We start from the raw sequence: 13,157 nt of genomic DNA on the forward strand, positions 1-13,157 counted from the left end.
CTGTATATTTTTATGGCTACCTTTATAGGGTTAATTATGAACAGTAAGTGTCAACAGACCCTAATAGTATGAATAGACTGATAAAAATCAGTTCAAATAATGAGCTAACTTTCATTTCAATGAATCAGCTTTATAAATATGCATTAAAAAAGCCAGCTGCCACCAAAGCAACTGACTTTTAAGATTTGAACAAACAAAGTGTTTAAAACACCTGTTTAACCTGCGTAATGAATGCTGACCGACTTGATACGATTGCTTTCAATTTCAGTGACTTTGAACTGAACACCTTGATAATTTAACTCGGTACCCACTTCAACCGTACTGTTGGTTTTATCCAGAATCAAACCCGCCACACTGATATAACCAGCATCTTCATCAATCAGATCAATCATGCCAAGCTCAAGCTCAAGCTGATACAAGTCTAACATGCCCGATGCGATCCAGTGCGTATCATCCACTTTCACCAGATCCAGCTGTTCGTCTGCATCCGGGAATTCACCAGCAATTGCTTCAAATACATCCAGCGGTGAAATCAGACCCTGTACATTACCAAACTCGTCACTCACCAAGACCAAAGAACCTTTAGAAGTACGCAAGGTATTAATCGCGTCAATAACTTTCATCTTTTCAAAGATATAAATTGGGCGATGACGTTTAATCAGTGCTTTTAATTCTTCCGGCTCTTCCAGTACATCCAATAATTCTTTGGCACGTACTACGCTAATCACCTTATCTAGGCTACCGCGACATACCGGGAACAGACTGTGTGGAACAGACAGAATTTTTTCACGGATCTGTTCTGGGCTATCTTCCAGATCAACCCATGAAATCTGACCGCGCGGCGTCATGATCGAAGCGACTGAACGCTCTGCAAGGGTAAGCACCCCACCAATCATATAGCGTTCTTCATCTGCAAAGGTTTCTTGTGCCTGATTATTTTGACTGTCGGTCGTCTCTAGCTTGCCACCCATTAACTTCAGGATCGAGTCAGCCGTACGATGACGCAAAGGAATCTTGGATTCATGTTTAGCAGCATTACGCTGACCGAACTGGTTGAATGCTTCGATTATGATCGCAACACCAATACCTGAATAGATATAGCCTTTTGGAATATGGAAACCAAAACCTTCTGCAATCAGGCTGATACCAATCAAAAGTAGGAAGCTTAAACACAGAATCACCACGGTTGGATGGCGATTCACAAAGTTGGTCAATGGTTTCGATGCCAGTAGCATCACGCCCATTGCGACAATCATGGCAGCCATCATGACATAAATATTGTCGACCATACCAATGGCGGTAATCACTGAATCTAAAGAGAAAACAGCATCTAAAACAACAATCTGTGCAACAACAGCAGTGAAACTTGCATATACCACATTGGTAGACACTGTGACTTCAGGTTTACCTTCAATCTTTTCATGCAGCTCAGTAACGGCCTTATACACCAGGAACAAGCCACCAAATAACAAGATCAGGTCCCGACCGGAGAAGGTCCAGTCAAACACAGTAATCAATGGTTGTGTCAAAGTGACCAACCAGGCAATCGCAAATAACAGGCCTAGACGCATGAATAATGCGAGAGACAAACCAATAACACGTGCTTTATCGCGTTGTTCAGGAGGAAGTTTTTCAGCCAGAATGGCAATGAAGACTAGGTTATCAATACCTAAAACAATTTCAAGAATAATAAGAGTAATTAAACCTACCCAGATTCCGGGATCTAATAAAAATTCCATTAGAGAATGACCCCGTTCGAGTAAGCTAGAAATAGAGATGGAAGATCAACGCACGGCGAGGGATCCATTAAAATTTAACCTATGCAACTTAAGACTATTCCATTATGCATAAACTGAGTATTTTGTAATGTATTAATTTACAAAAAAATTACATGATCATGATTTTATTGAGACTTTTATGACCAACTGATTGATGCTGAAACTGATTAATTTTAATTTTTTCTACATCATGTATTCGAATTGAATTAAAAATAAACAGAATTTAGTTTGATTAGGCTATTATTTTTAAGGTCACTTAAAGATTAGAGCATAAACTATTTTTTTATTGAAAGAACAATCACTTAAAAATATAGCTGTAAATAATCATTTACTATATTGACTAAAACCACTCAATCACCCTATATTTCTTAAATCGATTAATTTATTGAAATACAATTACTTGCATTAAAACCTATTCAGACAGGCTGCTTAAGAACAATAAAAAGTCTTGGAAAACATTTCTACTCACGAAATACATAATGAGGAATTAAATTTATACAAAATATTATCGCCTTTCATCCGATTTTAAAGAACAATCTTCGCGCCAGATAAGGCTCACATGCAGAACTGATCAACTCCTTGGGATGTTAAGCAAAACTAAAAAGTGTTAGCGCTTTAACATTTTTAAAATAAAGGTTGAAATATGCATAAACTTTTTCATAAAATGAACGGACCCTAGAAAAATAAATACAAGGAACATTTCATGACTAAGAAATATGCAAAATTTTTGCCGTGTACGGAAGAATTTAATTTAGAAAACTTTCCATATTATTGGGTAACTCAGGTTCATGCTCAATACGTCGTTAATGTCGATCATGCACTAAAAAAGTATGGTGTTGACAATTCCCGCCGCCGCATCCTTCTTGCACTAAAAGCCAAACCGCATGCCAGTGTTTCTGATTTGTCAGAGATGGTTGTTTCTAAAATGTCGACCACGACTAAAATTGTCTACCGCTTAAAAGACGAAGGTCTGGTTGAAACCTATTCATGTGAGGATGACGCACGGATTACCCGAGTATTTTTGACTGACAAAGGCATGCAAATGACACATAAGATCAATGATCTGACCAATGTCGTACTGGAACAGTCATTTGAAGGCCTAACGCCTTTGCAAATTGAAAAAACCATGGAAAGTTTACGTCATATTTTCAAAAATTTAGCTCGTTAAGAGACCTACTTTTTATTTTAAATAGACGCTGGCGAATTGGCGCATACTTTACAATAATAAATAATTCGCCAGAGCTTTCTAAAAATCAAAAAAGTTCAGTTGTGGACTGACTTTTTTGATTTTTTCTTTTGGTACATGTGAGCATTCAAACTCTTCTACCGGAAAGCCCTCTACAAAGCTACGAATATCCGGATGCCTTAGCGTTAGCCATTCTTGCAGTCGCTGCTGTGGAATCACAATAACCGAGCGTTTGATATTACCCGGCTCATGAAACTCCTTCATCATGGGATGGTCAATTGCATCCATGGTAATCATACTGGCAGAGCGTACAATTTCCCCTTGTACCCGAGCAATCTCATACACAGCTGCAATAAAAGTCGCCTGACCATCTTTACGTCTTACACCCCAACGCTGCGGTTTATTATCAAAATATTTGGACTCATAAAATTCCGATACCGGAATGACGCCAAAATGACATTTGACAGTGGCTTCAGCAAAGGTTGGCTTTTGCAGTAAAGTTTCATTTCTGGCGTTATAGGTCTTGGTACCTATAGTTTTGTCTTCTGCCCATTTCGGAATGAGTCCAAAATTCACGGAACGCCATTCCAGTCCTTGAGCTGAATGAAATAAAAGCGGTGTAACATAATTGGGATAGACCTCCTCTGGATATTCAAAAGGAATTTCTGGCAATCCCAGGTTATGCAACTGCTCTAAGGTTAAAGGCTTAAAATTGGCGCACATGGTTCATATATGTAAATCATTCGACCATAACATTATACCGTGATGCCAAGTCGAAGCCTGTCGTATTTCTATAGTTTTAGGCGCGTTGACTGTTATGAATTCGGTACCGTCAACCAATGTGTCCGGGTAAACTCTTCAAAAATCCAGCGACCATTGAAACGACCCAATCCTGAATTTTTCTCGCCGCCAAAGGGTGCATTTGACTGGTCTGCCACACTAATGCCATTAATATGTGTCATACCGATATCCAGTTGTGCGGCAAACGCGCTGCCTCGCTCGATGTTTGAGGTACATACTGCACTGGATAAACCAAACTCGGTCGCATTGGCCAGGTTTAAAGCATGTGCTTCATTCCGGGCTTTTAAGATAGGTAAAATCGGACCGAAGCTTTCTTGCTGCGCCAGATCGGAATCTTCCGCGACATCAATAAAAATATGCGGATAGACCAGATTCCCTTCAATTCCTCCTTCATACACCAGTTGTGCGCCCTGCTCGCTGCCTGTTTGAATGATCTGTTGATGCTTTTCAACCTGACTCTGATTAATGATCGGACCGATCACGGTATCTTCCAGATTTGGATCACCCACCGGAATCATTTTGATCCGATCCAGGAGCTTATCTACATAAGCATCATGGATAGAGGCATCGACAATGACCCGGTTAGTACTCATGCAAATTTGTCCCTGATGCATAAAACGCCCCATCAGCGTTAGTTCAACCGCAAGATCAAGATCGGCATCATCCAGAATGACCAAAGGTGCATTGCCACCCAGTTCAAGTGCCAGACGTTTGATTCTCGAACTGGCTAGAGCCTTACTGCCAACACTTTTTCCCACTTCGGTGGAGCCGGTAAATGAAATCATTTTCGGCACTGAATGCTCAACAAAATAATCCCCGATTTCACTGCCAGCACCGGCAACAATATTCAGTGCACCTGCAGGCAAACCTGCCTCTTCAAATAATTTACCAATTAAGGTGCCGCCAGTCACTGGTGTATCACTGGCTGGCTTCAGCACAACGGTATTACCACAGGCAATTGCAGTTGCCACTGAACGTAAGGATAAATGAAATGGAAAGTTCCATGGACTAATGACAGCAATCACGCCTAAGGGCTTGCGCAAAACCATACTTTTACGTGCCGGATCCTTACTTTCCAGCTGTTCTGTTTGGATCCAGTCTGGAAAAGCCAGACTTTCCTGAATGATGCCCAGAGCAGCATCCACCTCAACGCCGGCTTTAATGCGCGTACTGCCTGATTCAATAATGAGCCAGTCAATGATTTCGTCCCGACGCTGCTGAATGATCGCGATTAAATTTTGCAGCACTGTTTTACGTACTTCAATGGATTTCAAGCCCCCCTGCTGGAAAGCCTGCTCTGCTGCGGTATAAGCACTGTCGACATCGACAGAACTGGCAGCTGCCATGCTAAAAATTTCGCTCTGGGTATAGGGGTTGATATTTTTTATTGTTCTGGTTGAAGTACCGGCTTGCCACTGACCATGAATAAACTGCTGGTCTAAATTTTGATATACCGTTGTCATTTTATTGTTTCCTCGCATGCTTTGCCCCACTTTAAAAGTTCGGCTGGAAAATTTCTAGTCAGAACGACAGCGGCTTACCATTAGACAATAAAAAAGCCTCCGAAGAGGCTTTTTTAAGCTAGACAGGATTAATCACCTGTATAACCTTTTAACTTTAAACGCGCTGCATGTAGAAGCGGCTCGGTATAACCTGATGGCTGCTCACCACCTTTAAAGATCAGGTCAGATGCTGCCTGGAATGCAATATTGTTGGCAAAGTCAGCAGACATTGGTGTATACAGTGGATCATTGGCATTTTGCTCATCCACAATTTTCGCCATACGTTGCATGACTTCTTCTACCTGTTCACGACTTACGATACCGTGACGCAACCAGTTCGCAACATGTTGTGAAGAAATACGTAAAGTCGCACGGTCTTCCATTAAACCGACATCATTGATGTCTGGAACTTTAGAACAACCTACACCCAAATCTACCCAGCGAACCACATAACCTAAAATACCTTGACAGTTATTTTCGAGTTCTTTGGTTTTTTCTTCTTCAGACCAGTTAGTGTCTTTCGCCAATGGTGGTGTCAACAAATCATCTAGAGATAAAGGCTGAGTCGACAATAATTCTTGCTGACGGTCTGCAACATTAATCTGGTGATAGTGAATCGCGTGAATCACCGCACCTGTAGGTGATGGAACCCATGCACAGCTCGCACCCGCTTCAGGATGTTCAGTTTTGGTTTTGTACATGTCAAGCAGCATGTCTGGCTTTGGCCACATGCCTTTACCGATTTGTGCTTTACCACGTAAACCTGCTTGCAGACCAATCATCACGTTACGGTTTTCATAAGCCGGGAACCAGATTTGGCCTTTTACTTCGCCTTTACGAACGAATGGACCAGCTTCCATAAAGGTATGGATTTCATCGCCGGTACGGTCCATGAAACCTGTATTGATGAAGATCGTACGATCTTTGGCTTGTGCAATACAGTTCTTCAAGTTCACAGAAGTACGGCGTTCTTCATCCATAATCCCGATTTTTAAAGTTTTTGCAGGTAAGCCAAGTGCCTGTTCTGCACGTTCAAACAATTCAACGGCAAATGCCACTTCTTCAGGACCATGCATTTTCGGCTTAACGATATACATTGAACCTTGACGCGAGTTCTTGATCGTGTTTTCACCTTTGATGTCTGCAAAAGACAACAATGGCGTAACCAATGCATCCATGATGCCTTCATAGATTTCTGCGCCATCTACCAGAATCGCAGGGTTTGTCATTAAATGACCAACATTACGCAGCAACATCAATGAACGGCCGTGAACTTTAGTTTCACCACCTTCTACATTTTTGAAAGTACGGTCTTCATTCAGTTTACGGGTAACAGTTTTACCGTTTTTCTCAATAGACTCTTCTAAAGTACCTTTCATCAGGCCTAACCAGTTACGGTAGCCTTCTACTTTCTCTTCAGCATCAACAGCTGCAATCGAGTCTTCCAAGTCCTGAATGGTCGTAACCGCAGCTTCAAGAACTACATCTTTTACACCAGCGGCATCAGTTTGGCCAATCGGGCTGCTGGCATCAATTTGCACAATAGCGTGCAGACCATTATTTTTAAATACGATTTCAGTCGGTGCTGAAGCTTCGCCATTGTAGCCAACGAATTTAGCTGCATCTGCCACAGTTGTTTTTGAACCGTCTTTTAGGGTAACAACCAGTGCATTAGCTTCAACTGCGTATTGAGTTGCATCTGCATGCGAACCTTGTGCCAATGGGAAAGTTTCGTCGAGGAAATTCTTTGCAAATGCGACAACTTTTTCACCACGTTTCGGGTTATAGCCTTTGCCTTTTTCCGCGCCATCTTCTTCAGAGATGACATCGAAGCCATAAAGTGCATCGTACAAAGAACCCCAACGTGCGTTTGCAGCGTTCAAGCAGTAACGTGCATTACGTACTGGTACCACCAACTGTGGACCTGCCAGTATTGCAATTTCTTCATCTACATTTTCAGTGCTGATTTGAAAATCTTCTACTTCTGGTAACAAGTAGCCAATTTCAGTCAAGAAAGCTTTGTAAGCTTGTAATTCAAATGTGTTATTGCGGTGCCATTCATCAATTTTCGCCTGAATGTCATCACGCTTAGCCAAAAGTGCTTTATTTTTAGGGCTAAGATCAACAACGACTTGTTCAAAGTTTTTCCAGTATGTTTCGCTGTCTAAACCAGAACCTGGTAGTGCTTCATTTTCGATGAAATCGTAAAGTTCTTTAGCAATCGCTAACTTGCCTTTTTGAATACGTGCAGTCATTGTCTTTCCTGATATTGCTACTTTTTATACAAGAGATTCTAGTATACCGATTAAAATCTAGCTGAATAGTATTATCACATTGCTAAATACTGAGCATTTTTTCTAATATGAATACCCTCATAAACATATTTGATCTTTCTCAGTTACAAATAGATATCATTCTGCTAAATACCCTAATGACAGTGTATAAAGTTTTCGAAATGTAGAAATTAGACTTAAGTTCAGATTTTCGAGTAAAAATTATGCATTCTAGTTATACACGATCACATTTAGACCAAGATTAAGCCATGTTTAATCAGGCTTGTCGATAATTTAAGTCCCTATTTTTATAAAAAAAGCGCTGGTAAATGACCAGCGCTTTTATTCTTAGTCTCCGTTCACGGAGGCGATTTTCTCAATCTGGCGATGTTCAGAATTCAGGTATTCATCCGACTGCATTTCCAGCAAACGGGAACGGGTCCGTTCAATTTCAAAGGCCAGTTTTTCACCCTGGTAAATATCCACGATATTATCTTCTGAGGTTAAGAGTAACTTGACGCCACGGTCATAAAATTCATCGACCAGATAAATAAAACGGCGCGTTCCATCATTCAGGAAATCGGTCAGGTGTGGCACATTACTCACCAAAACCGTATTATAAATATTGGCGATTTCAATAAAATCAGCCGGACTGCGTGGCTTTAAACACAGTTCAGAAAATTCACACCACAATACATCTTCAGTATGTGACACGGTTTCAACAATACGGTTGTTGATAATAATCGGCTCTTCAGAACAGGTCTGAGTCTGGGTCAAAGCGCTAAAACGTTGAGCAATCCAGTTTTTATGATCATGCGTTAACGGGAATTTAAACAATTGTGCCTGTTTTAGAACCCGTAGACGGTAATCGACTCCGGCATCAACATTTAAGACCACACAGTTTTTCTTGACCAGTTCGATGGTAGGCATAAAACGGTCACGGTGAATGCCGTTCTTATATAAACCGTCCGGTGCGATATTCGAAGTAGCGACCAAGGTGATACCACGTTCAAACAGCTTCTGGAACAGATCGCTCAGGATCATTGCATCCGTCACGTTAGACACAAAAAATTCATCAAAACAGATGATGACCGCTTCTTTATAAATTCGATCCGCCACGATATCTAGCGGATTACGCTGTCCGGATAATTTGTTTAACTCACGATGCACATGCTGCATAAAATGGTGAAAATGCATCCGGCTTTTACGGCGAAACGGAATCGAATCGTAAAACTGATCCATTAACCAAGTTTTTCCACGCCCCACACCACCCCACATGTACACCCCTTTCGGAGATGTCTGACGGCGAAAGCGGCGAAATGCTTTTTTCGATGCCTTAAAACGCTGAATCAATTCCAGCCAGACACGATTCAGTTCATGTACTGCCATTGCCTGTGCTTCATCAGGCATAAACTGTCCCGAAGAGATCGCTTGTGCATAACGTTCTGCAGGAGAAATCGGACTAAAAGCGGTGCTGTGCTGTGAATTAAAATCGGACATAGAATTTCGTACTATTTGGGATCAATTTAATTATAGCGGAGTTTAATCAACACGCTATAACACTTTGGCATAAACTAACTTAGGCTATTTTATATATTGCCGAGGACTTTGCCCAAACCAGCGTTTAAAGGCATGGTTAAAAGCGGCCGGCTCGGAATAGCCTAATAATTCTGCAATCATTTCAATCGAATACTGTTTATATTCAATCAGTCGCAAAGCCTTATCTTTAATAATTTCTTCGCGAATCTGCTTATAACTGGTATCACACTGCTGTAACTGATGCCGCAAGGTTCGTTCCGGAATATTCAACGCCTGTGCCGTTTCAGCCATGCTCGGCATCAGGCCGCTTTGGATTTCCAGATAATCCTGCACACGCTGCACCACAGTCGGCGTCTGCTCATCCTGTTGCAAACGCTCCAGTTCAGCCAGACATTTGGCTTCATAGACAGCAAAAGTGACCGCATCTGCAGAAGGAATTTTAATATCCAACACTGCTTCATCAAACCAGAATGCTGCCCGAGATGCATCAAACTGTACCTGTGTTCCATAATAATCATGATAGACCTTTAAGGTATTCAGATCTTCTGGATAGGCAAATGGCAACTCGATCCGCAAATCAGGTTTGGATAAGCCCATCAATTTGTAGATTTCCCGGATAAACTTAAACGTTCCGGAAATCTCTGCCTGTGCCAGCAACATTCTCAAATGATCATCCTGCTGCTTGGCTCGATAACATAGCGCGCTATGATGCTCGCTTTGCTGCAAGGCCAACTGACCGGTCAAATGCGTCAACTGCTGAAAACGGATCACCTGATTCAATGCATCACGTACCGTAGGACTGGTCACCAGCAACATGAGTAAGGGACCATAACCTGCCAAAGCATAATGCTGGCCAATCAATAATCCCTGTTCAGGTTGGATTTCCTGTCCCACCACCTTAAGCACATCATGTTCCAGACTCGGATGGATCACCGAGCTTGGATCAAAGGCATCTACACGCAGCCCAATGTTTTGCAGTTTCTGATCGACCTCCATGCCAGCCTTGCGCATTCCTTGAATCAAATACATCAGACTGAGAACAGAACGTTTCATAACCATACAAATACAATGTGATTATTCTAGTTGTACTATAAAAATAATGTGTCGGCTATTGCCGTTTAGATCAATTTTCTGTCTAATCACCAGGGAGCAAATTACGATAAATATCCAACATTAAAATAAGTAAGGAATGTAGTGATGCTAGATCATGCCACCGCTACACGCTCCCCCCCTCATACCAAAGTTGCCATTATTGGAGCTGGTTGCGGAGGGATTGCCATGGCAATACGTTTACAACAGCATGGTATTTATGATTTTATTATTCTTGAAAAAGGTAGCGATTTTGGCGGAACCTGGCGGGACAATCAGTACCCTGGAGCAGCCTGTGATGTGCAATCACATTTATATTCCTTGTCATTTGCACCGAAAAGCAATTGGTCCAAACGTTATGCGGAAGCACCCGAGATATTTTCTTATATTCAGGATCTGGTGACCGATTATAACCTGCGTGCTTTTTGCCGTTTAAATACCGAAGTACTGGCAGCACATTACCAGGCAGAACGCTGTCTATGGCAATTACAGCTACAGGATCAAAGTATCCTTGAAGCCCAGTTTGTTATATTCGCTTCCGGACCTTTACATATTCCGCAAATCCCAGATATTCTCGGTATTGAGAAATTCCAAGGCAAAGTCTTTCATTCTGCGCAATTGGATCACACTTATGACCCGACTGGCAAAAATGTCGCATCGATTGGAACAGGTGGCAGCGCCATTCAATATATTCCGGAAATTGCCCCGAAATGCAAACAACTGTATGTCATGCAACGTACTGCGGCTTGGGTCATTCCTCGGGATGAACGTGCCTACCCGAATCTTGAAAAGAAACTCTTTAAAAAATATGACTGGTTTAGAAAGCTACACCGTGCCCGCCTGTATTGGTCAAATGAATCGCGTGTGGTACCGATTGTCAAACCGGGCATTATGAAATTCACCCAAAAACTGGCAGAACTATTCATTAAATATGAGGTCAAAAACCCTGAATTGGCCAAGAAACTAACTCCCGATTACATCATGGGCTGCAAACGTATTCTGGTTTCAAATAAATACTTCCCGACGTTTAACCGCCATAATGTGGAACTGGTGACCGAGAAGATTCAGGAACTGACTGAACACAGTATCATTACACAAGATGGAAAAGAGCGGCCGATTGACTGTCTGATTTATGGCACCGGATTCATTACCGATCCACGTATCTATATGAAGAATTTTCAATGTACCGGGCTTGATGGCGTAGAACTGAATGAAATGTGGAAACAAGGTGCTGAAAGCTATTATGGAATTTGCGTGAAAGACTTTCCAAACCTGTTTCAGTTACTGGGGCCAAATACCCTATTGGCACACAATTCTGTCATTTTTATGATTGAGGCACAAGTTGAATATATTTTGTAATTGATGCAACTGGTCGATCAATCCCAAAGCGATGCCATTATGGTTAAAGACCAGGCACAAGATACATTTAATCAGCAGGTGCAACATATGTTTGAAAAGACCGTGTGGCAATCTGGCTGTGTCAACTGGTATCAGCAGGAAGGTGGCAAGAACTTTGCCTTATGGCCAACTTATACCTGGAAATACTGGCTCAAAACCAAAAAGCCAAATGCCAAATGCCAAATGCCAAATGCCACAGATTATCGATTATTGAATAAAGTCGCCTAAAAGCTTTTACCATCTGACATCAAGCGGTGGCATAATTTATAGGTAATTTTTTCAATCCATTAAATTTATGCAATCGCTTTGGCTTATCTTTCAGCTTCTATTCTGTCTAGCACTCGGTTTTGCCATGGCAAAACAAATTCCGCTTTCGATTATTAAAATCTGTTTCAAGCTATTGCCCTATTTTAGCTATGTTTTATTGATTGCAATTGCCTTTGAATTTTCACAATTGGTAGATGAATTGCAGCATCCTCTCCAGATTTTGAGTACGTCGATCAGCATTGCCTTTCTGACCTCGCTCGGTGCTTTTGCATTTTGCTATCTACTATTTAAATGGGCAGGTTATCTTCCGAGTTCCGGTCGGGTATCCGTCGACCTGGTGCTTAAATCCCTACTGAACATGAGCTATGCCTTTTTGGCTCTCGCAGGCGGATATTGTTTACATACGGGCTTGAATCTATTTGATCTATCCGTGCAAATCAGCACCTGGCATTTGTTGCTGGTATTTATGTTCATGATTGGCCTGGATCTGGCTTATTCACCTTTAGATCGTTCCTGGTTAAATTTTAAAATTCTCTTAGTTCCGATTGGTTGTATTTTTGGTTCATTATTTGCAGTCATGCTTTATTCATTCTGGAATACAGACATCAGTCTAAAAGATTTGATCATGCTGTCACAAGGCTATGGATTTTACTCAATGTCAGGTGTTGTCGTAACAGAACTCAGAAATGCAGAACTCGGCAGTATCGCGCTAATGAATGACCTGTTTAGAGAAATTTTTGCCATCTTACTCATGTATTGTATGGGCTGGAGATACCCAAGATCCGCCATTTCCGCAGCGGGTGCAACTGCGATGGATGTGACTCTACCGATGGTTAAACAGGCCTGTGGGCATGATTTTATTCCACATGCCATGGTCAGTGGTTTTATTTTGTCACTGTTAGCACCAGTCATGGTGAGTGTACTGGCAGCGATTTAATTACTTTATCACTTTCTCAATCTCACTAAATTCCTCTTTTATAAAGAGGAACTCTCCTCCCTGATTTAGTTTAAAAGCAGAATTTTAAAACGAAGCACAAGCAAGTAGGCCGAGGGGGCTGACTAAAAACTTAAATCAATATCACTTAAGGCATCGCCTACTGTTTCAATAACATCCGAAGCAAGACTGATGGCATTAGATGCCAAACTGACCACATCGATCCCCGCTGTCCGATCTGCTGAGCTTGCCTGCTGTTGTTGCTATTCTTGTTGCTTAAGCTGTTCCGCCTGTTGAATATTTTGAATCACGTCATTCTGTACTTTTTCTAATTGTGGTTCAGATGAAGTCATCATTTTTCCTTTTTATTTTATAACCATTTTTTCAATA

8 protein-coding genes and 1 pseudogene are annotated in these 13,157 nt (G+C 41.5%); 3 read left to right on the forward strand and 6 right to left on the reverse strand.

Annotated elements, in window-relative coordinates; translation table 11 throughout:
- Window positions 1-215: 215 nt before the first annotated feature.
- Window positions 216-1,739 (reverse strand): TerC family protein, encoded by a 1,524-nt coding sequence (locus Q9R21_RS05520; protein WP_278357684.1) that lies wholly within the window; start codon window positions 1,737-1,739, stop codon window positions 216-218.
- A gap of 742 nt (window positions 1,740-2,481) precedes the next feature.
- Here Q9R21_RS05520 and Q9R21_RS05525 point away from each other — a divergent pair.
- Window positions 2,482-2,946: a MarR family winged helix-turn-helix transcriptional regulator gene (locus Q9R21_RS05525; RefSeq protein WP_004278843.1), complete on the forward strand. Its 465-nt coding sequence runs from the start codon at window positions 2,482-2,484 to the stop codon at window positions 2,944-2,946.
- Window positions 2,947-3,024: 78 nt separating this feature from the next.
- Here the strand turns inward: Q9R21_RS05525 and Q9R21_RS05530 are convergent, their stop codons facing one another.
- From Q9R21_RS05530 to Q9R21_RS05550, 5 genes are all read right to left on the reverse strand, one after another.
- Window positions 3,025-3,687: an SOS response-associated peptidase family protein gene (locus tag Q9R21_RS05530; protein ID WP_311203875.1), complete on the reverse strand. Its 663-nt coding sequence runs from the start codon at window positions 3,685-3,687 to the stop codon at window positions 3,025-3,027.
- A 92-nt stretch (window positions 3,688-3,779) separates the two neighbouring features.
- The gene (locus Q9R21_RS05535; protein ID WP_311203876.1) at window positions 3,780-5,228 is read right to left on the reverse strand and encodes an aldehyde dehydrogenase family protein; all 1,449 of its coding nucleotides are present in this window, start codon (window positions 5,226-5,228) and stop codon (window positions 3,780-3,782) included.
- A gap of 128 nt (window positions 5,229-5,356) precedes the next feature.
- Entirely contained in the window at window positions 5,357-7,522 is a 2,166-nt protein-coding gene (locus Q9R21_RS05540) for a malate synthase G (protein ID WP_004278846.1), read from the reverse strand.
- A 366-nt stretch (window positions 7,523-7,888) separates the two neighbouring features.
- Window positions 7,889-9,040, reverse strand: coding sequence for a cell division protein ZapE (gene zapE / locus Q9R21_RS05545; protein ID WP_311203877.1), 1,152 nt, complete (start codon window positions 9,038-9,040; stop codon window positions 7,889-7,891).
- 84 nt (window positions 9,041-9,124) lie between these two features.
- Window positions 9,125-10,132 (reverse strand): AraC family transcriptional regulator, encoded by a 1,008-nt coding sequence (locus tag Q9R21_RS05550; RefSeq protein WP_004645451.1) that lies wholly within the window; start codon window positions 10,130-10,132, stop codon window positions 9,125-9,127.
- A gap of 144 nt (window positions 10,133-10,276) precedes the next feature.
- Here Q9R21_RS05550 and Q9R21_RS05555 point away from each other — a divergent pair.
- Window positions 10,277-11,794: pseudogene (locus Q9R21_RS05555) on the forward strand (flavin-containing monooxygenase).
- 67 nt (window positions 11,795-11,861) lie between these two features.
- Window positions 11,862-12,770, forward strand: a complete 909-nt coding sequence (locus tag Q9R21_RS05560; RefSeq protein WP_311203878.1) for a lysine exporter LysO family protein — start codon at window positions 11,862-11,864, stop codon at window positions 12,768-12,770.
- The last annotated feature ends 387 nt before the right edge of the window (window positions 12,771-13,157 follow it).

Origin of the sequence: Acinetobacter sp. RG5, assembly GCF_031844265.1 — a bacterium.
Taxonomy (GTDB): Bacteria; Pseudomonadota; Gammaproteobacteria; order Pseudomonadales; family Moraxellaceae; genus Acinetobacter.

Excerpts from the sequence above, each read along its gene's own strand:
- Q9R21_RS05525 (WP_004278843.1), top strand. The coding sequence starts at position 2,482 with ATGACTAAGAAATATGCAAAATTTTTGCCGTGTACGGAAGAATTTAAT.
- Q9R21_RS05535 (WP_311203876.1), bottom strand. The coding sequence starts at position 5,228 with ATGACAACGGTATATCAAAATTTAGACCAGCAGTTTATTCATGGTCAG.
- Q9R21_RS05560 (WP_311203878.1), top strand. The coding sequence starts at position 11,862 with ATGCAATCGCTTTGGCTTATCTTTCAGCTTCTATTCTGTCTAGCACTC.
- Q9R21_RS05530 (WP_311203875.1), bottom strand. The coding sequence starts at position 3,687 with ATGTGCGCCAATTTTAAGCCTTTAACCTTAGAGCAGTTGCATAACCTG.
- zapE (WP_311203877.1), bottom strand. The coding sequence starts at position 9,040 with ATGTCCGATTTTAATTCACAGCACAGCACCGCTTTTAGTCCGATTTCT.
- Q9R21_RS05520 (WP_278357684.1), bottom strand. The coding sequence starts at position 1,739 with ATGGAATTTTTATTAGATCCCGGAATCTGGGTAGGTTTAATTACTCTT.
- Q9R21_RS05540 (WP_004278846.1), bottom strand. The coding sequence starts at position 7,522 with ATGACTGCACGTATTCAAAAAGGCAAGTTAGCGATTGCTAAAGAACTT.
- Q9R21_RS05550 (WP_004645451.1), bottom strand. The coding sequence starts at position 10,132 with ATGAAACGTTCTGTTCTCAGTCTGATGTATTTGATTCAAGGAATGCGC.